The sequence below is a fragment of the Vibrio sp. K4 genome, from assembly GCF_051122595.1.
In the GTDB taxonomy this organism is placed as follows: domain Bacteria; phylum Pseudomonadota; class Gammaproteobacteria; order Enterobacterales; family Vibrionaceae; genus Vibrio; species Vibrio owensii.
In genome coordinates this window covers 20659-40772 of record NZ_CP178578.1, presented here as the reverse complement: position 1 = coordinate 40772, position 20114 = coordinate 20659, and the positions used below count along the sequence as shown (strand labels likewise).

19 protein-coding genes are annotated in these 20114 nt (G+C 45.1%); 10 read left to right on the top strand and 9 right to left on the bottom strand.

The annotated features are described in order from the left end of the window. Positions 1–18: 18 nt before the first annotated feature. Positions 19–516, bottom strand: a complete 498-nt coding sequence (locus ACLIIY_RS17600) for a hypothetical protein (protein WP_005439030.1) — start codon at positions 514–516, stop codon at positions 19–21. Between the two features lie 197 nt (positions 517–713). On the opposite strand from ACLIIY_RS17600, the gene ACLIIY_RS17595 reads away from it, so the two are divergent. The 3 genes from ACLIIY_RS17595 (at position 714) to ACLIIY_RS17585 (ending at position 6286) form a co-directional block, all read left to right on the top strand. Continuing rightward, positions 714–3074 carry a Lon protease family protein gene (locus tag ACLIIY_RS17595; protein ID WP_005439027.1) on the top strand — a complete coding sequence of 787 codons (2361 nt, stop codon included), beginning with the start codon at positions 714–716 and terminating at the stop codon, positions 3072–3074. A gap of 227 nt (positions 3075–3301) precedes the next feature. Further along, on the top strand, positions 3302–4930 hold the full coding sequence (locus tag ACLIIY_RS17590; RefSeq protein ID WP_005439025.1) for a methyl-accepting chemotaxis protein: 1629 nt from the start codon (positions 3302–3304) through the stop codon (positions 4928–4930). A gap of 408 nt (positions 4931–5338) precedes the next feature. Continuing rightward, positions 5339–6286, top strand: coding sequence for a porin (locus tag ACLIIY_RS17585; protein ID WP_005439023.1), 948 nt, complete (start codon positions 5339–5341; stop codon positions 6284–6286). 145 nt (positions 6287–6431) lie between these two features. On the opposite strand, the gene ACLIIY_RS17580 is transcribed toward ACLIIY_RS17585, so the two are convergent. Continuing rightward, on the bottom strand, positions 6432–7169 hold the full coding sequence (locus ACLIIY_RS17580) for a flagellar brake protein (protein WP_370736490.1): 738 nt from the start codon (positions 7167–7169) through the stop codon (positions 6432–6434). 152 nt (positions 7170–7321) lie between these two features. On the opposite strand from ACLIIY_RS17580, the gene ACLIIY_RS17575 reads away from it, so the two are divergent. Beyond that, on the top strand, positions 7322–7597 hold the full coding sequence (locus ACLIIY_RS17575; protein WP_005439019.1) for a GNAT family N-acetyltransferase: 276 nt from the start codon (positions 7322–7324) through the stop codon (positions 7595–7597). Beyond that, positions 7597–8580, top strand: coding sequence for a phosphotransferase (locus tag ACLIIY_RS17570; RefSeq protein WP_434529535.1), 984 nt, complete (start codon positions 7597–7599; stop codon positions 8578–8580). The genes ACLIIY_RS17575 and ACLIIY_RS17570 overlap by 1 nt, the downstream gene beginning before the upstream one ends. A gap of 61 nt (positions 8581–8641) precedes the next feature. Here ACLIIY_RS17570 and ACLIIY_RS17565 read toward each other — a convergent pair whose 3' ends face one another. After that, entirely contained in the window at positions 8642–9142 is a 501-nt protein-coding gene (locus tag ACLIIY_RS17565) for a GNAT family N-acetyltransferase (protein WP_199453960.1), read from the bottom strand. 405 nt (positions 9143–9547) lie between these two features. Here ACLIIY_RS17565 and napG point away from each other — a divergent pair, with 405 nt between their 5' ends. From napG to ACLIIY_RS17550, 3 genes are all read left to right on the top strand, one after another. Beyond that, positions 9548–10318 carry a ferredoxin-type protein NapG gene (gene napG, locus ACLIIY_RS17560; RefSeq protein ID WP_045408312.1) on the top strand — a complete coding sequence of 257 codons (771 nt, stop codon included), beginning with the start codon at positions 9548–9550 and terminating at the stop codon, positions 10316–10318. After that, entirely contained in the window at positions 10318–11172 is an 855-nt protein-coding gene (gene napH / locus ACLIIY_RS17555; RefSeq protein WP_005439006.1) for a quinol dehydrogenase ferredoxin subunit NapH, read from the top strand. Before napG ends, napH begins: the two co-directional genes overlap by 1 nt. Positions 11173–11376: 204 nt before the next feature. After that, positions 11377–11628 (top strand): hypothetical protein, encoded by a 252-nt coding sequence (locus ACLIIY_RS17550; RefSeq protein WP_009704957.1) that lies wholly within the window; start codon positions 11377–11379, stop codon positions 11626–11628. Positions 11629–11665: 37 nt separating this feature from the next. On the opposite strand, the gene ACLIIY_RS17545 is transcribed toward ACLIIY_RS17550, so the two are convergent. From ACLIIY_RS17545 to ACLIIY_RS17535, 3 genes are all read right to left on the bottom strand, one after another. Then, positions 11666–11911, bottom strand: coding sequence for a hypothetical protein (locus ACLIIY_RS17545; RefSeq protein ID WP_005439002.1), 246 nt, complete (start codon positions 11909–11911; stop codon positions 11666–11668). 834 nt (positions 11912–12745) lie between these two features. Then, positions 12746–13492, bottom strand: a complete 747-nt coding sequence (locus ACLIIY_RS17540; protein ID WP_038895949.1) for a metalloregulator ArsR/SmtB family transcription factor — start codon at positions 13490–13492, stop codon at positions 12746–12748. 228 nt (positions 13493–13720) lie between these two features. Further along, positions 13721–14599 carry an NAD(P)-dependent oxidoreductase gene (locus tag ACLIIY_RS17535; protein WP_434529008.1) on the bottom strand — a complete coding sequence of 293 codons (879 nt, stop codon included), beginning with the start codon at positions 14597–14599 and terminating at the stop codon, positions 13721–13723. Between the two features lie 306 nt (positions 14600–14905). On the opposite strand from ACLIIY_RS17535, the gene ACLIIY_RS17530 reads away from it, so the two are divergent. Both ACLIIY_RS17530 and ACLIIY_RS17525 read left to right on the top strand, forming a co-directional pair. Continuing rightward, positions 14906–15373, top strand: a complete 468-nt coding sequence (locus ACLIIY_RS17530) for a YhcH/YjgK/YiaL family protein (RefSeq protein WP_409378564.1) — start codon at positions 14906–14908, stop codon at positions 15371–15373. Positions 15374–15548: 175 nt separating this feature from the next. Continuing rightward, positions 15549–16730, top strand: a complete 1182-nt coding sequence (locus ACLIIY_RS17525) for an MFS transporter (protein WP_434529007.1) — start codon at positions 15549–15551, stop codon at positions 16728–16730. A 120-nt stretch (positions 16731–16850) separates the two neighbouring features. Here the strand turns inward: ACLIIY_RS17525 and ACLIIY_RS17520 are convergent, their stop codons facing one another. From ACLIIY_RS17520 to ACLIIY_RS17510, 3 genes are read right to left on the bottom strand one after another with little or no spacing between them, the layout of a single operon-like run. Next, positions 16851–17690 (bottom strand): energy-coupling factor transporter transmembrane component T family protein, encoded by an 840-nt coding sequence (locus ACLIIY_RS17520; RefSeq protein WP_020197879.1) that lies wholly within the window; start codon positions 17688–17690, stop codon positions 16851–16853. Further along, positions 17687–19468 carry an ABC transporter ATP-binding protein gene (locus tag ACLIIY_RS17515; protein ID WP_434529006.1) on the bottom strand — a complete coding sequence of 594 codons (1782 nt, stop codon included), beginning with the start codon at positions 19466–19468 and terminating at the stop codon, positions 17687–17689. Before ACLIIY_RS17515 ends, ACLIIY_RS17520 begins: the two co-directional genes overlap by 4 nt. Positions 19469–19474: 6 nt before the next feature. Next, a complete protein-coding gene (locus ACLIIY_RS17510; RefSeq protein WP_005432209.1) occupies positions 19475–20023 on the bottom strand; it encodes an ECF-type riboflavin transporter substrate-binding protein in 549 nt (182 codons plus the stop codon). Positions 20024–20114: the final 91 nt, after the last annotated feature.

The window sequence follows — 20114 nt, the reverse complement described above, 5'->3', positions numbered from 1 at the left end:
AGCTTCTGATGAAGAGGGCTAATTGTAGAGTTGAGACGCGCCAGCTTCTGCAGAACTCATGGCTTGTAGATACAAGAACTGTTCATGAGCTCGGGTGACGTGATCGAGCTCTATCATCCATTGAGCGTTACGTTGGGCAGAGCAAAATGCTGCCATATGAGCCAATAAATCTTCACTCTGTTTGCTTAGCATTTGGCTAACGCGGCCGATTAAATCGTGGCTTTCGAGCTGTAAGAACTGGAACAGAGCGTAAGACTGGTTAAGCGCCGCGAACGCTTCTTGCTGCATACCGAGTTTGTTGAGAATTTCTGATTGCGCAACGCTCGCATCACGCAACCCACTAATTAAACACACAAACTGACACGGCTTGGTTTGTTCGTTTTCAAGTGCGGAGTGAATGTGGTTTGGCAGGTGGCTGAGCACGTCTTCGTACAAGCGATGAGCTTCTGGCCAATGGCCTTGTTCCATCAGCTGCTCTGCTTTTAAATAGCGCATCCAGCATTGCTCAATATTCATCTTCATCTCCACAAAATTCGATTTGAACAGATATTAAATGAAATTAATTATCAATTGCAAGTGCGACTTTTTATCATTTTAAAAGGCGTACAGCTGTTCGTAAAATGTCCAAACGAACCGGGGTGGAAGATAAATCACTTAAATTTAAACAAATAATCTCTACACTGAGGTAACGACAATAAGAAAAGGAGGCGAGTATGGCAGTACAAAGATTGGAACCTAAACAGCTGTATTCTGTAGCTGATCTAGAGAATATGCCATGTAAGTCGACCAAGGAATTACCTCCGATTGACGAAATTGTAGGGCAAGAGCGCGCACAGAAAGCGGTCGAGTTCGCCATGTCAATCAAGGAGAAAGGGTACAACATCTACGCCATTGGTCAGAACGGCCTAGGCAAGCGCACCATGATTTTGCGCTATTTAAACCGCCATCAACATGATGCTGCGGCACTGTTTGATTGGTGTTATGTCGCGAACTTTGAAGACACGCGTATACCAAAAGTCCTAAAGCTCCCTTGCGGAATTGGTAGCAAGCTAAAAGTAGACATCGAAAAGCTGATGGGTAAATTGCTCAATGCTTTACCTCTCGCGTTCGACAATGAGATGTACTACAGCCGAGCTGATCGCTTAAAAAACCAACTTGCGAATAAACAGCAACACGAGTTGGACAGCATCAGTAAGGAAGCAAAAGAGAAAGGCATCAGCCTAACGATCACGGCGCAAGGTGATTATCAGTTTGTTGCGATGGACGGTGAGGAGCTGCATACCGAAGAGTCTTTCGAAGCGCTCAGCAAGAAAGAGCAAGAATACTTTGGTAGCAGTATCGATGAGCTAGAAGTCAGTTTGCGTAACATGGTTCGCGAGCTCACTGAGTGGGAAGACTCATTTAGCGAGAAGATCAAAAAGCTTAATGACGACGTAACGCTGGATGTGATTACCCACTTCATCAAGCAGTTGAAAGTGGATTACGCTGAGTATTCGGAAATCAAAACCTACCTCACTGATCTGCAAAAAGATATTGTCGAAAATGCCGACATCTTCCTAGAGCAGAGTGGTGAACAAGGTGAGATTGCTACCGCTTCCTTAGATAAGAAGCTTCCACGTCGTTACAAAGTCAACGTACTGGTTAGTCGTAAAGATTGCGAGTTCCCAATCGTGGTGGAAGAGAATCCGAACTACCACTCGCTATTTGGTTCAATTGAAACGGCGACGTTCAAAGGCACAGTGTTTACCGATTTCTCTTTGATTAGAGCGGGTAGTTTGCATAAAGCGAACGGAGGCGTGTTGTTGATGGATGCACAAAAGGTGCTTGAGCAACCTTATGTGTGGGATGGATTGAAGCGTGCATTACGTTCTCGTCAGCTGAGTTTTACTTCTTTAGAAAAAGAAGTGACATTGACTGGCGCGGTTTCTCTTGATCCTGAACCGATTCCATTGGATATCAAAATCATCTTGTTTGGTGATTACCGTACTTACCAACTGCTGCAACACTACGATCCGGAGTTTGGAGAACTGTTCCGTGTGACGGCGGATTTCGAAGACGAAATGAAGCGTACACCGGATTCAGAACTGCAATACGCACGTTTTATTTCTAGTGTGGTGAACGACAACAACATGCTGCACTGCGATAAGAAAGCCATCGCGCGCATCATCGAGTACAGTTCACGTTTGTCTGGAGACCAAACCAAGCTTTCGTTGCATTCTGCCAACATCGCTAACCTATTACGTGAGTCTAACTACGTGGCTCGCCAGGCGAATTCCAACATGATCCGTATCGGACACGTGGAAGAGGCACTGAGCAATCAAGAAATGCGAGTCAGCCGTTTGCAAGATAGCGTGATGGAAACCTTCGTTAATGGCACGACCTTGATTCGTACCGAAGGTTCTGCCGTGGGTCAGGTCAACGCACTGTCGGTATTGAGCACCAGTGACCACATGTTTGGCGCGCCGAACCGCATTACGGCAACCACGTGTTACGGTGATGGTGAAGTGATTGATATCGAAAGAAGTGTTGATCTTGGCGGTAGCATTCACTCGAAAGGTGTGATGATTCTGTCTGCTTACTTGTCGTCTGTGTTTGGTAAGACAGCACGCGTTCCACTGACAACCACGATTACCTTTGAGCAATCGTACGGTGGTGTAGATGGTGACAGTGCAAGTATGGCCGAGTTCTGTGCAGTCGTGTCGGCGTTCTCGAAACAGCCAAACCGTCAGGATATTGCGATTACTGGTTCGATGAACCAATTCGGTGAAGCACAGCCTATTGGGGGTGTAAACGAGAAGATCGAAGGCTTCTACGATGTGTGCGAAATCAAAGGTCGTCATGCTGGACAAGGGGTGATCATCCCGCGTTCAAATGTACATAACCTGATGCTTCGCCCTGACATTGTCAAAGCGGTAGAGAAGGGAGATTTCCACATTTGGGCTATTGACCACGTAACCGAAGCGGTTGAGCTGTTTACTGGCAAAGATGCTGGTGAAGCGACTGACGAGGGAACTTACCCTATCGACACCATCTTTGGCTTGGCACAAGCTAAGCTAAATGCGCTGAGAAAATAAGCACTTATTGACATAAAAGTTGATAGAAAAGCGTATAAATTTTCATAACTTGTCATAATGACAATATCCCGACGCAGTTGTCGGGATATTGTCGCTAAAGCCATGAAATTGATGGCTTTTTGCTCTGGACAAAAGTGTGATCTATCTCTAGTATTTGCCCCCTTGTCTATTCGTCCGGGAATAATCCCATCGCAAGGAAGCCAACACTCAAATACCTGAGGTTACTCATGCAGCTATCACTGAAAAACTTGTCAGTACGAACGCAAGTTTTGGTTCCAGTTCTATTCACCGCGATCACTCTGTTCATCACATTGTGGATCACTCAAAACAACTTAGAAGCAGAGCAAGAATTGGTTGCTTCTAACTCCGACTCTCTTGTGTTCTACAAAGACACATTGGCTAAAATCGACGACCAAGTTTACCCATTGCGCATTAGCGCGGTTTACGCAATCTACGATGCTTCTCGTCGTGATGCTTTCCTTGCTGACCTAAAGGCGGGTGCAAAAGCGATTGATGCCGATCTCGATCTTGTCGATGCTCGTGGTACGTTCAGCAAAGAAGCGCAGAAAGTACGCCAAAGTATTGATGCTTACATTGATTACTCAACACGTGCGGTAGAATTCTTTAACCGTCACGACCGTGGCTTAGTTTCTGATAGCGAATACACAAACTTTATCTCAGGTTACCGCCGTGTTGGTAACGAAATGGTTGCAACCATCAACTCACTATCACAGCGTGTGAATGAGATTGCGACGGAAGCAACCGCAGCAAGCGCACGTGAACATACTCGCGTACAAAACAATGCCATGATGTCAGTCATTGCGGTATTTGCATTCTCTTTGCTAGGTGCTTGGTTCCTATCTGGCATGATTGTTACGCCAATTCAAAAACTTCAAGAAGTGATGCGCAAGCTAGCAGGTGGTGACCTGTCGGTGCGTGCAGACATCGATGGCGACAACGAAATTTCACAGCTAAGCAAAGACGTAAACCAAACAGCGAAACAGCTTCACGATACGGTTGACCAACTGATGCGCATCAGTGAAGAAGTGGCTTCTGCTTCAACAGAACTTGCAGCGGTAATGACACAAGCTGAAGCTAATGCTCAACAAGAATTGGCTGAAATCGAGCAAGTGGCATCGGCGGTTAACGAGCTAGCAAGCACAGCAAACAACGTAAGCGACAACGCGACATCAGCAGACGCAACAGCACGTGAAGCAGACGGTCTAGCGCAATCTGGCCTCGCTATCTTCCAAGAGAGTGCACAAGCAAGCGAGCAAATGTCTCAAGCGCTTAACGATGCGGCGCAAGTGGTTCTTCGTCTGAAAGAACAATCGGTTCAAATCAACGACGTTATTGAAGTGATTCGTGGCGTATCTGAGCAAACTAACCTTCTAGCACTGAACGCAGCGATTGAAGCAGCACGTGCTGGTGAATCTGGTCGTGGTTTTGCTGTTGTAGCAGATGAAGTTCGTATGCTAGCGGCACGCACTCAAGACTCAACGCAAGAAATCTCTTCTATCATTGAAGAGCTTCAAGCGCAGTCTGGTCTTGCAAATGACAGCATGCAGGTGAGCCTAGAGATGCTTAACCGCAACAACGAGCTCACTCAGCAAGCGAACGATGCGTTGATTGGTATTACCGAGTCGGTAGCGAACATCAACGATTCAAATACGCAAGTGGCGACGGCAGCGGAAGAGCAGTCTCAAGTAACACAAGACATCAACCGTAACGTGGTAAACATGTCTGAACTTGTAAACCAAAACGTTGCTGGCATCAGCCAAAGCGCGAGCGCAAGTACAGAACTTTCTCACCTTGCTGAAAAACAAAAAGAGCAGTTGAGTTTCTTCAAGCTTTAATCAAAAGCAACAAGCGACAAACATCGACTGATTGAAAAGAATCCCTGAGCTTCGGCTTGGGGATTTTTTTATCAAAAATCGAGTAATGATTTAATTAACAGTAATTAAAACAGTCAGTTACCCAAAATAAAAGGTGACTTATATCACATTTATAAATGTTGAGTCTCACTTTTTAGCGTCAAAAGTTTTTTGACGCGCACGCTTTTATTCATCGAACCGATAACTTGAGGGTTTGGAGGTATTCATATCGTCATCTCCAGTGGTGTTTTGTTCAATTAAGGCTGTGTATTCAACTTGTTGCGTTAAAAATAGCAGCTGCTACGATGCCGCCCGTTTTCTCGTTGGTACAGAAAAGTCCTGTTTTCTGGTGAGAAAATGATGACAAAACAAAGATATGGAAAACTATAAATGAAATTGAAAACTTTAGCTGTAGCAGTGGCGCTAATGGCATCTGGATCTCAAGTTGTCGCTTCAGAATTGTACAACCAAGACGGTACATCACTAGAAATGGGCGGCCGCGCTGAAGCTCGTCTATCTATGATCGACGGCAAAGCAGAAGACCGTTCACGTATCCGTCTTAACTTCCTAGGCAAACAGGAAATCAGCGATAGCCTATACGGTGTTGGTTTTTGGGAAGGTGAGTTCGAAACATTCGAAAACGGCGCAGTTGATAACAACAGCGATCTAGAGACTCGTTACGCGTACGCAGGCCTTGGCGGCAAATACGGTGAAATCACTTACGGTAAAAACGACGGTGCACTAGGCGTTATCACTGACTTCACTGATATCATGGCTTACCACGGCAACACTGCAGCACTAAAACTGCCAGTTGCTGACCGCACAGACAACATGGTTTCTTACTCAGGCCAATTCGAGCAACTAGCGCTTCGTGCAAGCTACCGTTTTGCTGATCGCACAACAGATGCGAACGGCTTTGACGACAACGAGCAAGATGGCTTCTCTCTATCTGGTATTTACGCATTCGCTGACACTGGCCTTGAGCTAGGTGCTGGCTTTGCTAACCAAGATGACGTTGACCAATACATGCTAGCGGCTTCTTACACTGTAGGTAACTTCTACGTTGCTGGTAACTACACAGGTATCGAGCAAGATTCTGACGATTACAAAGGTTACGAACTAGCAGCTGCATACACTATGGGTCAAACAGTGTTCACTTCTACTTACAACAAAGGTGACGTAGAAGACACAGATACTGTAGAAAACCTAGCTGTTGACGTAACTTACTACTTCAAGCCTAACTTCCGTGGCTACGCGTCATACAACTTCGACCTAATGGACAACGAAGGTTCTGACGAGCAAGACGAACTAGCACTAGGTCTACGTTACGACTTCTAAGTCAAATTGTTTTCTAAGATCCCGCCTTTTTCTTAGTAAAACAAAACCCCTTACCGTGTGGTAAGGGGTTTTCTTCATTTTAGGGGCATTTGAACGAATTAGGGCTATTTGAACGCCGTGATTCATACGTTGGATATGGGCTGGTTTATCCTTTCAGCGTTAGCTTGGTGCCATCAAATTTGAGGTGACTTAAAAGGTTTTTGGCATTTGCTTTCCCGAAATCATCAAACTCGACCCCGTATCGCGCGTAGTGTGTCGATTTCTGTAAGTTACAGATTCGCCCTTTTAGTGGCGCTAACATGCGTCCGTTACCCGGCATCGTTATGTCGAGAGTGACAAGATCACCGACTTGGAGCGTTCTACTCATCGGTGAGGTAACAAATCTACAGCCACTCTTGGAAAGGTCTCGTATTTCACATTCTGCTCGGTATTGCTCGAACTGAAGGCGGCTGCGCAGATTCACTTCGTATCGCACTTCTTTTCGCAGCTGATAAACCTGCATGGTGTTAGGCAGACTCAGCACCAATAATGGGTATGGGTCGCCCAAACGGTGTTGAAGCTGGGCTCGAAAAGGGATCACGGCGCCTTCACCACGATGGGAGTAGGCTTTTACGTTAATCCAGAAGCCTTCCTGAAAGTAAAACTTCAAATCCTCGTCGGAGATATTTGGGAGCTCAATCAGCGCGGTATTGTTGGAATGACAGCCCATAAATGTACTGGTGGTGATGAACTTGGTGCCTACTGGCGTGGTGACGTTAAGTGTCACTTCACTTCCATGTTCCACCATTGCCATTGCATCGGTGCTGTTTAATGTGCTTGCCTGACGTTCTGGTGCTTTTTTATTTGTAAGAGACGAACGATTGTCCCTTGCACTCGTCATCATATTTCTCATTATTATTGTCGTACCTAATGTGAGAAGACGGTTTTGCGCTATGTTATGGTAGTACTAAATGACTAGACTATTGCGTGGATATCATTCTATGCAGTCACATAGCTGGTTTCAATAAAGCACGAGTGAAAAGTGGGGCACGGATAATGCAGAAAGTGACACAAGACACAACAAGCCAAATTTTTTGGGTCGATTTAGAGCAAGACCACAAAGCAAAAGTGGTTTATAAGCTTGATGGACAAGAGATGCACATAACGTCCACGCTGATACCTGAAGAAGTGCGCGGTAAAGGCTATGGCAAAGTGATGATGGAGGCCGTACTGCCAGAAATTGAAGCACAAGGCTATCGCGTTGTACCCGTTTGCCCTTACGTGATTAAATACATGGCAACACACCCTGAATGGGCGCATTTACTCGCATAATGGAGCCAATGAACAATCCGCTTTATCAAAACATCGGTGACGAGCTCAAGCTAGGTTCGCTTGAACGCATCGATGTGATTCAATCTCTATGGGGTGGTTATGGTGAGTTAGTTCGGCTGACTTTTCCGTGCCGCTCGATCATCGTTAAACACGTTCAACTTCCTAAACCATCGGAACATCCGCGTGGTTGGAACACCGATCGCTCCCATCAACGTAAGCTGCATTCTTATCAGGTTGAAGTCGGTTGGTATCAGCACTTCAGTCAACAGGCCGACGAACGTTGCCGAATCCCGCAAGGGCTCAAGTGTTTTCAGAACGAAAATGAATGGCTGATTGTGATGGAAGACCTCGCTCAAGCCGGTTATCCAAACGTGATTAAAGAGGCGAGTAAAGCACACTTGAAAGCCTGCTTGGTTTGGTTGGCAAACTTCCACGCGCGCTATATTGGTGTTACTGACGACACTTTATGGCCAACAGGTACCTATTGGCATTTGGACACAAGACCTGATGAATTGGCCACACTTCAAGATGACAGGCTCAACCAACATGCGGAGATGATTGACTGCACTTTGCGTCAGGCACGCTTTCAAACACTGGTTCATGGTGATGCCAAGCTGGCCAATTTTTGCTTTGATGATGAAGGCTCAGCTGTTGCTGCAGTAGATTTTCAGTATGTAGGTCATGGCTGCGCGATGAAAGACGTGGCGCTGTTTATGAGTAGTGCTGTCGAACCGGATCAGTGTGCAGAGATGGAATCTTGGGTGCTGAATACCTACTTTGACGCCCTAGATAGTGCACTTAAACACTATCAGCCTGAGCTTGATGTTTCTGTGGTTGAGCAAGAATGGCGACCATTGTTCGCTGTTGCTTGGGCGGATTTTCAGCGCTTTGTGAAAGGCTGGAGTCCTAGTCACTGGAAGATTAACCCATATACCGAATCGTTAACGAAACGAGCGTTAGACGATTTGGACTTGAAGCAGTAAATAAAAACTCCCGCTGGATTTCACAGTGAAAAAGCGGGAGTTTTATCATGGTGGATAACTATTAGTTTTTCGGTTTTCGAATGCGAGCCATGCTATAGGTGTTGATAAACTCACCGTCTCGGAAAGAGGCATCAACAAACTCACCTTCAATCTCAAAGCCGTGCTTCTTGTACAAGCCTATTGCAGCGTCGTTATCGGCATTCACTTCGATATGGATACGTCTTACATTTAACCAGTTGTCGGCCAGCTCTGTCACCGTACTAATCAGCGCACTTCCAACGCCTAAGCCGTGAAACTTGTCATGAACACCAATGCCAAACGAGGCGGTGTGCGAAGTTCTCGGGCGTTGTGAATGATGAAATCCAATGTTTCCCACTACCTTGCCATCGACTTCTGCAACATAGCTATACACACCGGTTGGCATGTTCGATAGTCGCTCAACCCACATCTTGAGAGATGGCTTAGGGAGTTGCAGGGTTTCACGTTGTGCTTTTGGTTGCGAATAAATTTCGACTAGCGCAGCAGCGTCTTCAACAGTGGTTGGACGAACGATGATTTCCATGCTTCTCTCCTGTGGTTTGTTGGAATTAACTTCAATCTAACCAGAGAACGTCACTTTGAATAGCCTTTTTTTACTTTTACCCTTCAAATGGCTTTTAAATTAGCATGTTACGAACCTCTAACTTTCACTTTTTATAGTGAATTATCATTGAAAATACCAATGAGAGTGATTTTCCGTTGAATTTTTGTACTAAGGAACTTCACCTTTATGGAGAATAATGGTGAAGTTGTATTGACTAAAATAAAGCCATTTTTATCAAAGTGTGAAGTTGGTATCTGCAACGAGTTGATTTTAATCAAGACAGGTTGGAGTTACCTCTTATGGGGTATGGGGAGCACGCCTTTTTAGCGCTATTTATGCTTAACTTATTTAAGAGCAATTAGAGCGTGTTTGAGGAAAATAATAATGAAATCCTCTCAGTCAAAAGTCTCGCAAAGTCGACGTCGATTCTTGCGTGACACTGCCCGTACCGCCGCTGGTGTGGGTGCGGCAGCGTGTGTTCTTGGATTGCAATCTTTGCAGAGCCAAGCACGCGATACTAAAGGTGTGCCTATTCGTCCGCCTGGCGCTTTGCCAGAAGGTGATTTTGAGTCTGCCTGTATTCGTTGTGGGCTGTGTGTTCAGGCGTGCCCTTATGACACTTTGAAGCTTGCGAGTCTGCTATCCCCAGTTGCCACAGGTTCACCGTACTTTACTGCGCGCGATATTCCTTGCGAAATGTGTGAAGACATTCCTTGTGTCGTGGCTTGTCCTAGCGGTGCGCTGGATCATGACCTCACCGATATAGACGATGCGAGAATGGGAACGGCTGTGCTGATCGACCACGAAACCTGCCTCAACTGGCAAGGTTTACGTTGTGATGTTTGTTACCGCGTGTGCCCGCTGATCGATGAAGCGATCACATTGGAAAATATTCGCAATGACAGAACGGGCTATCACGCGAAACTGATCCCGACCGTCAATTCTGATGTGTGTACGGGCTGTGGTAAATGTGAACAAGCTTGCGTGCTTGATGTGGCAGCGATCAAAGTGGTGCCGACCGATCTCGCCAAAGGTAAGGTTGGTAGTCACTACAACTTTGGTTGGCAAGAAATCGACAAGCCGCTTGAAAATGTCTTACCAGCAGATAATCCAGTACCAAGTGGTGCGCTTGAGTCGCTCAAAGGAGGTCAATAATGGCCAAGAACTTAGCGCAAGATGCTGGTAAAGAAGCCATCGAAAAACTGGGATGGTGGCGTGCGCATCGTTTTCTCATTCTACGTCGATTATGCCAACTGACCATCATTGTTCTGTTTATGGCAGGGCCAACATGGGGCATTCTGCAAGGCAATTTATCTTCCAGTATGCTGCTTAATACGGTGCCACTGAGCGATCCTCTGATTGTATTACAGTCTCTCGCCACAGGTCATATTCCAGAGTTTAACGCTTTCCTAGGCGTAGCGATTGTGTTGGTGTTTTACGCGATTCTAGCTCCGCGCGCTTTTTGTGCTTGGGTATGCCCACTCAATATCGTGACGGATTTTGCTGCGTGGCTGCGCAGAAAACTCAATCTCAAAGCGAGTTATCGTTGGTCGCCAAATATTCGCTACTGGTTAATTCCCGCATTGATGCTTGGCAGCGCAATTTCGGGTTCAGTGCTCTGGACTTGGCTTGACCCTGTTGCGGCGCTGCATCGTGGTTTGGTATTTGGCATGGGTGCTGGCTGGGTTTTGATCTTATTGGTGTTTGTGCTGGATTTATTGCTAGTTGAGCACGGCTGGTGTGGTCACTTGTGTCCATTGGGAGCAACGTACAGTGTGATTGGTAGCAAGAGTTTAATGCGAGTCACTGCCGTGCGGCGAGAAGACTGTACTAAGTGCATGGATTGTTTTTATGTTTGCCCCGAGCCGGAGATTTTGCGTCAACCGTTAAAAGAAGGCGACCGTCGCGTGATGGATCAAACCTGCATGAGTTGCGGGCGTTGTTTAGATGTTTGTCCTGAAAAGGTGTTTGAGTTCCAGAATCGACTGAATGTGAAGAACATTGAATAACAAAACAAAGAGTAAGAGAACAAAGAGCGAGTTTAGCTGGTAGGCAGTCTAGTTTTGCTTAATTTTTCGATGCCATCAAAATATTATTGAGCTTAATTAAGATTCATCACTGTTATAGAAATAGCGTATTCCTTTTTATTAACCACCCTTGTATCTGGGTGGTTTTTTTTGACTGTTATGACGTGAATGAAAGACTCTATTGTTATGAAAAGCCTCTTAGTTCCTCTTGTTTTACTTAGCGCTGGCTGTGTTAACCAAGCTCAACCCACTGGACGTGAAGTTGACATCATCGTTGTTGCTCCGATGGAGTCTCAAGTCAGAGTCACTTATCAAGAGCACAATCTATTGAATACCGTTTACCTTAGTGGCGAAGCATGCCGCTTTGATATTGGGCCTACGACCATTAAAGGTGAGGGGGCTTCGGTTGAGCTAAAACCAAATGGCCAGTGTCGTTAAACACTGGCCATTTTAGGAAGGAATGGAAGGTGGGCGCTTAGTCCGACTTTTCGTCTTTGATAAGGCCTTTTCTTTCTAGTCGCTTTTTAGGGTTAACGCGATGGTCGACGCCTAGCGCTTCTTTCGTAGTATCCGCGATCGTCTCATCAAGCGTACAACGGTTACCTACAACCTTCGTTACACCGTTAGCCAGCTTTTTAGGGCTACATTTTGGGTCGATAGGGCCAGCGTTTGCGACCACAGGAAGCAGTGACAATAACATCACTGAAAATGCGTATTTCATCTCATGAATCCTAATCTCTCAATTCGGTGCTTAATTTAGCATCGGTACTAAAAAGGATTTAGGCATTCCCAAGATTGTTCATCATCCAGATGACTATAGATGTTCAGGTTGCTATAGAAAGTTGAAAGCCCTCTCTCTTCCGTGAGAAAAGGGCTTTCGATGAGGCTTCACCTCATTATCACTAGGTGTGCGGTCTGCTTGTTTAATGGAGCAAGTAGTCCATGCTGACTAGCTGTCGCCAAAGTATCGAACTGCTGACCACAACCCACAAAACGGTCTTCGCGATTTTAGCGTTTCGCATGGGTATTCCCGATTATCAAAGATGAAATATTGATTGAGCCAGTTGTTTGGCTGATGTTCAGATGATATCTCAATGAATACTGGCCGAAGTTATCACCTTTAAAACATATCGGTCTGGAATGCCTACACACAGCATTTTTTGAAAAAAAAGCCCACCTATGGAGTGGTAGGTGGGCAAGGCTTATGTGGAGTCACAAACTGCTACCAGCTGGAGTCGGGACCGTAGTAGCAAGATACTTACAATATCGTTTGCCTGTGTGTTCAAAAAGGCATCTTAAATAAAGCGATTTTTGTCGATGCCCAACAGAAAAATGATTAATTTGCTCATCTAGAACCAAGAAGTATGGGTTATACCCAAAAGCGGAAGTGTTTCGCCTTATTATTTAAATATATCAATGGTTTATATTTTGTTAGGGCTTGGGTAATTACCAAGCAATGGAATTGACGAAACGATGACAAGGTGACACTGCTTCAAATAAAAATACTCAGCAGTGTCTCTGGATTAAATGTAGCGGTGTGGTGGGAGTGAAGCTCTTATTGCTCGTTTTGTTGTGCGGCTTTTAAGCGCGATTTCTCAACGTTAATGATACCAGGGTTACCAACGCGAACCGTTTGCAGTAAATGCTTGATCCACATTGGCAAAGATGGTGATAAGCGGTAATGAATCCAAAGCCCTTGGCGTGTGTCTTTTAAGAACGTGGTATCGCGCAATAATGCTAAGTGGCGAGAGACTTTCGGCTGGCTTTCATTTAACGCGTTTTTAAGATCCGTGACCGTCAAGTCTTGTTCGTCTTCCAAAAGCATTAATATTTTCAAGCGTAGCGGATCGCTCATCAGTTTAAAGAAGCTGCTTGGGTCTACATGCGTGTTATTCTCTTCGCTGTTGAGGAGCAAAAATAGGCTGATGCGTTCAATCAGTTCTTTGGCGGTATTTTTAAATGGCTTAACGCCTTCCAGTGGTTTGGGATCAACAAGATTCCAATGCAGCTGATCGACATCTTGCTCGAAAATAACACATTCATCTTTTGCGTTGTCACATAAGGTGATGACAAAGTCGTAGTGCTTGCTTTCAACTTCCGCATAATCTTTAGAGCGAAGCCCTTCACTCGTGATGTTTTGCCCATCTAAAACTTCAAACACTCTTGGGTCGACTTCACTTGGGTGAACGCCTGCGCTGTCAGCATGAAAACGGTCTCCTGCCATGTGGTTAAAGATCGCTTCGGCAAGTTGCGAGCGAGCGGAGTTACCAGTGCAAAGAAATAGGACTTGTTTTTTCATCATATCAAACTAAAAAATGCGGAGGCGTATGCCACTGTGACCATTGATAGAAGACAGTATAACGCTGCATGGGGTGAACAAGAAGCACTCGAACGTGCATCAGGTTCTATATTAACCGTTTAGACGTGCTAGATATGAAGAATCGTGATGAAAAAGTGGGGAATAGAAAGTTGGAGTGGGAAGAGTAAAGTAGCCTTACTGCGATGTTTGCGCAGTAAGGCTCAATCCGAATTACTTCTCTAGCTTAGTGAAGTAGTCGAAGATTACTGGTACGTCAGATTGACCTAGACCAGCGTTTAGCGCTGATTGTAGGTTTGCAGAAGTACCTTCAGCGATAAGAGACTCAGTACCTAGGTCTTTTACCATCTCTAGGAAGTAACCAAGGTCTTTGTTTGCGTTTGCAATAGAGAAACCTAGGTTTGGATTACCATCTACAGCGTAGTTCTTACAGAACTGCATAAATGGTGAGTTTGATGGGCCTGCAGACATGATGTCGAACAGTTGTTGGCCATCAACACCAGCAAGTTTTGCAACTGCAAACGCTTGAGACATGGTTGCTACTGTTGTCATACCCATGAAGTTGTTTACCAGCTTCGTCACATGACCAGAACCTAGCGCGCCTAGGTGGAATACGTTTTCGCCTTGCTCATCAAGTACTGGCTTCACCTTGTTGAATGTATCCATGTCACCAGCAGCCATGATGTTTAGTAGGCCTTCTTTCGCGTGAGCAGGAGTACGGCCAAGAGGTGCGTCAATCATGCCTGCGCCTTTTGCCGCTAGATCTGCGCCAATCTTACGAGTAGAAGCTGGGATAGAAGTACCGAAGTCGACCAGCACTGCACCTTCTTTGATGCCTGCTAGGATACCGTCTTCTGCGTAAACCAATTTTTCTACAACTTCTGAAGTGGTTAGACAAAGCATCACGATGTCACTTGCTGCAGCCAGTTCTTTTGCAGAGCTTGCTTCTTTCGCACCACGAGCAACACACGCTGCAACCGCTTCTTTGTTCAGGTCCATTACGTTTAGTTCGTAACCACGGTTTTGTAGGTTCTCAACCATGTTGCCGCCCATTAGACCTAGTCCAATGAAACCAATCACAGGTTTTGTCATATCTAACTCCTAAAATATACTATTGTATGATTATATGGTCATTATAATATTCACCCGTCTGGAATTTGCAATGAAAAAATTCCCCAAATGTGTTGTCGGATCTCAGTTTCTTCTAGTGAATTAAATTTTATGTTTTTGTTTTTAATTTATATCAATGGCTTATGTTTGGTTTTGATGCTTGAAAAGGTTAAAAAGCTAGAGGCATGAATTCACGGTTTTGTGATCTGGCGAGCATACAAGTCTTCGTAAGTAGAATAAGTTCATTTGTATTACAAATATATCTTGTTTTATTTACTTGAGGCATTTATGTACACCGGACATTTAGCACACTTAACGTTCCTTTCTTATTTATCTCCTAAGCTGCAAAGCGTCATTGAGATAGCAAAAGATAAGCTCAGCACACCGATTGAAAATGGTAAGTATGAGTTGTTTGGAGAATCAGCTTTTATGATGGTGGTTGAAGATCAAACTCAGCCACTTGAACACCGACGTTCTGAGATCCACCGTAACTATCTCGATGTACAAATCTTACTCGAAGGTGAAGAGGTATTTGGCTACAGTTTGAACCCTTTCACAGCGATAGAAGAAGACCTGCTAGCAGACAAAGACGTGGCTTTCAGTGAACAGTTGGTTGATGAGAAGTTCATAAAAGTGGGGGCCGGAGAGTTCATTATTTTCTATCCGGGGCAACCACATCGCCCATTGGTTGCTACAGAATCAGGACCAGCATCCGTTCGTAAGGCAATCATCAAAGTACATAAAGATTTTTTGTAAAATAAACTTTAAAAAATAACGACATAGCCGCTTTTTAAACGCTAGTTTAGAGGCGGTTTTTTATTCTAACTTTCGGAAATTTAAGTGAAAAACAGAAAGTAAATAAATAATAATGATATTGCGAATTTGTTACATTTGGCGGTATGATGGCGGCTTCATATCCTAAGGACTCATCATGAATACGCCACAGAAAAGTTGGAGAACGCCACAAAACTTTCTTCTGCTGATTTCCATTATTGTTCCTATTGCCTTCTCCACTTGGATGGCGCTGCTGAACAACTTCGTTATCGAAAAAGCCAACTTTGATGGGGCCGATATCGGCTTACTGCAAAGTGTGCGTGAGATTCCCGGTTTTCTTGCTTTCACTGTTGTCTTTGTTTTGCTGTTTATCCGCGAGCAACGTTTTATGCTGGTCTCGCTAGCCATGCTGACACTGGGCACGGCAATCACAGGTTACTTCCCATCTTTGTTTGGACTTCTTTTTACTACCTTGTTGATGTCGACTGGCTTCCACTATTTCGAAACACTGAAGCAATCTTTGTCCTTACAATGGCTTTCTAAAGAAGAAGCGCCAGAGATGTTGGGTAAGTTCATCTCGGTTGGGGCATTGGCGTCTTTAGTCACCTATGGTGCGATTTGGGTACTGTTAGAACAGCTGAAGTTAGATTTTAAGACGGTCTATTTATTAGCAGGCGGTACGGGTTTTATCCTGATTATGGTGATGGCATTTGCGTTTCCTGAATTCAAAACGGAAGTACCACAAAACAAAAAGTTGGTGCTGCGTAAGCGCTACTGGCTTTACTATGCATTGACCTTTATGAGCGGTGCTCGCCGTCAAATCTTCACGGTCTTCGCTGGTTTCTTGATGGTGGAGAAGTTTGGCTATTCGGCTGCAGAGATTACGCTTCTCTTCTTAATCAACTATTTGTTCAATTTCCTGTTTGCTAAACGTATTGGTCGCTTTATCGGAGCCGTTGGTGAGCGCAAAGCACTGATGTTTGAATATGTGGGATTGATTTTTGTCTTCGTCGGTTACGGTTTAGTGCAAACTGCGGAGTGGGCGGCAGCATTGTACGTGATTGACCATCTGTTCTTTGCACTGGCACTCGCAATCAAAACTTACTTCCAGAAGATTGCCGATCCGGCAGACATGGCATCAACGGCTGGTGTGGCGTTTACCATCAACCACATTGCTGCTGTCGTGATTCCGGTAACCTTTGGTGTGATTTGGTTGGTTTCGCCTTCAAGCGTATTTTACATTGGTGCCGCTATGGCCGCAGTGAGCTTGTTACTGTCCTTAAATATCCCAGCTAAGCCGGGAGAGGGTAATGAAACACGTGTGTTGAGATGGAACTAAGTTAGTGCTTACTACTCAATGACTTAACGCGAAAACTGGTTATAAAAATGGGATGCAGAGGCATCCCATTTTTGTATTCGGTTTTCAACGTGAGACTGGTTTGTTGTGAGAGTGGTTCGTTTAGAACGGATACCAAAATAGTTGAGTGTCTATAACGCGTTTGCTAATCGCTGCGGCAACAATCACGACGATGCCTGCCATACACACCATATCGGCTTTGGTCAGCGGCTTTAGGCTGTACCAAGTACGAGAAGAATGACGACCAAAACCACGCAATGTCATCGCGTTAGAGATTTGGTCAGCGCGATCTAGGCTAGAGAAAATTAAAGGGCCTAAGATCTTAGAAACGTTCTTCATACGGGTAAACAACGGCGCTTTCTTACTCAGTTCAACACCACGAGCTTGTTGAGCGTGCATGATGTTCACGAAGTCTTTCTTCACTTCGGGCAAGTAACGTAAGGTCAAACTGACTGCATAAGCGATTTTGTAAGGCACACCCATGCGGTTCAAACTTGCTGCAAACTCAGTAGGATGCGTAGTAAACACAAACACCAAGGCAATTGGGAACATGCTGAAGTATTTCAGTGTCACGGTGACCAGATAAAACAAGGTCTCTTGGGTGAGTGAGTAATTACCCGGTAACGACAACAATACCGTTGTTGACCCCATGTATTCACTGCCTTGCTGCGGCGCTAATGCGAACATAAACAGCGCATTAATCAACAAAACACTGCCTGTACCGATCAGTAAAGGCTTGTACACATGGAAAGGTACCTTGGTCATTTTTAACAAACCAAGACCTACAACGATCAGTAGAGCAATGATGCGCAAATCAAAGGTTGTAAGTACCACCGTTACCCACGCAATGAACATCAAAAACTTGGTAATGCCATTGAGTTTGTGCAGTGGCGATTGGGTATCGATGTAGTTGATACCAAACTTCATCTTATTGTCTTTCATGCCACTACTTTCTCAATGTTCTTAGCGTCATTATTTTGTGGATCTTGAGCTTCTGAAGTTTGTACATCGGCGTTGTTTTCACGCTCTCGACGCGCTTTTTCAACGTAAATAAAGTGCTGCATAAAGTTGTTAGTGTTCTCAATGCCTAACTCAGTCGCGAGTTCATACAAGCTAGTTGTCGCTAGGTTCGCTTGGTCTAACAGTGCTGGGGAACTAAACACCTCAGTCATTGGCGCGTCAGCAATCAACTTGCTGTCGGCAATCACGATGGAACGAGTGGTGTACTCCAAGACCAAGTGCATGTCATGAGAGATGATCATCACCGTAATGCCAAGTTCACGATTAAGCTTCTCGATAAAGCTCAGCATTGATGTGTAGTTACGATAATCTTGACCAGCAGTAGGCTCGTCCAGAATCAAAAGCTCAGGCTCTAGGGCAAGAATCGATGCAATCGTCACACGCTTCTTCTGACCGTAGCTTAATGCTTCAATTGGCCAGTGGCGGTACTTGCTCAAACCACACAGCTCAAGGACTTCCAATACCTTCGCTTCGACTAGTTTCTCTTCAACACCACGGTTACGCAGACCGAAAGCCACTTCGTCGAAAATCATGTGATGCGAAATCATATGATTTGGGTTTTGCATTACCACGCCAACCTTTTGGCTGCGCTCGAAAATGGTTAGCTCGTTTAAGTCTTGGCCGTTCAAGATCATCGAACCTTGGTCTGCTTCAATCACGCCCATCACAAGCTTAGTGATGGTGGATTTACCAGAGCCGTTTTTACCCAAAACCGAAACGAATTCGCCGCGTTTTACGTCGAAGCTAACGTCTTCAAGCGCGTTTTTCTCACCATCGTATGAATAGGTAAGGTTACGAACAGCCAGAAGAGTCTCGGCTTGCTTTTCAACATTGGTTGTTTTTGAGGCTTCAAACCATGCGCTGACGGCGGATTGGTATTGCACCAATGGCAATGTACTTAAGCTTGATGGCTTTGCATCGCCTTCAATCGCGCAGCCTGCTTCTTTCAAAGCGGAAAGGTAAAGAGGCTCACGGATACCGTACTCCTCAAGAAGCGGGGACGCTAAGATTTCATCCGGTGTGGTATCTGCGATGATTTCACCACTTTCCATCAGAATGATACGGTCAACAGAGCGATGCAGTACGTCCTCAAGACGGTGCTCGATAATGATGATGGTTTTGCCCGTTTCACGGTGCAGATCATCGATAATCTCGATGGTCTTTTTACCCGTCTTTGGATCAAGGGCTGCAAGTGGTTCGTCAAACAACAAGATGTCGACGTCATCGACTAAAATACCCGCCAAAGAAACGCGCTGTTTCTGACCGCCTGATAAATCGTGAGGGGAGCGATCTAACATCTGTTCCAAATCGACCATTTTGGCCGTCGCTTTGACCAATGGGTACATGTCGATGTTAGACATCAATTGGTTTTCCAACGCGAATGCGATGTCTTCACCAATGCTCAACCCAACAAATTGGCTGTCCGTATCTTGCAGTACGGTACCAACTTGTTCGGTGAATTGGTGCATGTCAAAAGGGGCGGTGTCTTGACCATTGATGGTCAACTGACCACTGGTTTCCCCTTTGGTAGCGTGTGGGATCAGTCCGTTAAGACATTGGCCAAGGGTAGATTTACCACTACCACTTGGACCGATAATGACGATTTTCTCTCCTTTCTCTATCCTTAGATTGATATTTTTTAGCGTCGGTTTGTCCAGCGACTCATATCTAAAAGAGAAGTTAGAAAATTCGATTGTCATTCGACATTAAGCCTCTGTTAAGTTGCGGCTTTGCTTGTTACGTTTTGCGACAGACTTAAGAATGAAGAAGCCAACAATAGCAATAAGAATGGTGTTACCCAGTGCGATGATCGACAGCTGTGTAAATACCTTAGTGAACGGTTCTGCATACAAGATGGTGTCTAGGAAGGCTGAGCAGCCGTAACCAAATACGTTACCCAATAGAGCAAGCACCACGAACAACGCGAAATCTTTCATATTGAAGTCACCTTTCTCTAAGCGGTTGCGTGTTAGAGAAGGGAAAAGACCGATAATTAAACCGACAATACCTGAACCAAGTACCCAAGTTAGCCATACGCCCCAGCCTGCAAATAGGTCCGTAACCCAGTGGCCAATGAAGCCAACCAAGAAGCCTACAAGAGGGCCGAATAACACTGAGAACAATGCCAATACCGCCATTGCTGGTTTCAGCGTCGTGTTTGCAAACACAGGAATGCCAAACATTGGCAAACCGCCGATGCCGTATAGCGCAGCACCGATTGCAATAACCACTACGGTTTTAGCAGAAAGATTCATAGATAACCTCAGTTCAATTGTCGATTTTAAAGAACGTTCACTTGCTTTGTTTTATAGCGCTGATTGTGTAACAAAGTTAGGAAACAACCAA

Bases quoted from the DNA above. Each gene is read 5' to 3' on its own strand.
- ACLIIY_RS17515 (WP_434529006.1), bottom strand. From the start codon at position 19,468: ATGACAATCGAATTTTCTAACTTCTCTTTTAGATATGAGTCGCTGGAC.
- ACLIIY_RS17530 (WP_409378564.1), top strand. From the start codon at position 14,906: ATGTACACCGGACATTTAGCACACTTAACGTTCCTTTCTTATTTATCT.
- ACLIIY_RS17550 (WP_009704957.1), top strand. From the start codon at position 11,377: ATGAAAAGCCTCTTAGTTCCTCTTGTTTTACTTAGCGCTGGCTGTGTT.
- ACLIIY_RS17600 (WP_005439030.1), bottom strand. From the start codon at position 516: ATGAATATTGAGCAATGCTGGATGCGCTATTTAAAAGCAGAGCAGCTG.
- ACLIIY_RS17510 (WP_005432209.1), bottom strand. From the start codon at position 20,023: ATGAATCTTTCTGCTAAAACCGTAGTGGTTATTGCAATCGGTGCTGCG.
- ACLIIY_RS17595 (WP_005439027.1), top strand. From the start codon at position 714: ATGGCAGTACAAAGATTGGAACCTAAACAGCTGTATTCTGTAGCTGAT.
- napG (WP_045408312.1), top strand. From the start codon at position 9,548: ATGAAATCCTCTCAGTCAAAAGTCTCGCAAAGTCGACGTCGATTCTTG.
- ACLIIY_RS17545 (WP_005439002.1), bottom strand. From the start codon at position 11,911: ATGAAATACGCATTTTCAGTGATGTTATTGTCACTGCTTCCTGTGGTC.
- ACLIIY_RS17570 (WP_434529535.1), top strand. From the start codon at position 7,597: ATGGAGCCAATGAACAATCCGCTTTATCAAAACATCGGTGACGAGCTC.
- ACLIIY_RS17535 (WP_434529008.1), bottom strand. From the start codon at position 14,599: ATGACAAAACCTGTGATTGGTTTCATTGGACTAGGTCTAATGGGCGGC.
- ACLIIY_RS17525 (WP_434529007.1), top strand. From the start codon at position 15,549: ATGAATACGCCACAGAAAAGTTGGAGAACGCCACAAAACTTTCTTCTG.
- ACLIIY_RS17565 (WP_199453960.1), bottom strand. From the start codon at position 9,142: ATGGAAATCATCGTTCGTCCAACCACTGTTGAAGACGCTGCTGCGCTA.
- ACLIIY_RS17585 (WP_005439023.1), top strand. From the start codon at position 5,339: ATGAAATTGAAAACTTTAGCTGTAGCAGTGGCGCTAATGGCATCTGGA.
- ACLIIY_RS17575 (WP_005439019.1), top strand. From the start codon at position 7,322: ATGCAGAAAGTGACACAAGACACAACAAGCCAAATTTTTTGGGTCGAT.
- ACLIIY_RS17580 (WP_370736490.1), bottom strand. From the start codon at position 7,169: ATGATGACGAGTGCAAGGGACAATCGTTCGTCTCTTACAAATAAAAAA.
- ACLIIY_RS17540 (WP_038895949.1), bottom strand. From the start codon at position 13,492: ATGATGAAAAAACAAGTCCTATTTCTTTGCACTGGTAACTCCGCTCGC.
- ACLIIY_RS17520 (WP_020197879.1), bottom strand. From the start codon at position 17,690: ATGAAAGACAATAAGATGAAGTTTGGTATCAACTACATCGATACCCAA.
- ACLIIY_RS17590 (WP_005439025.1), top strand. From the start codon at position 3,302: ATGCAGCTATCACTGAAAAACTTGTCAGTACGAACGCAAGTTTTGGTT.
- napH (WP_005439006.1), top strand. From the start codon at position 10,318: ATGGCCAAGAACTTAGCGCAAGATGCTGGTAAAGAAGCCATCGAAAAA.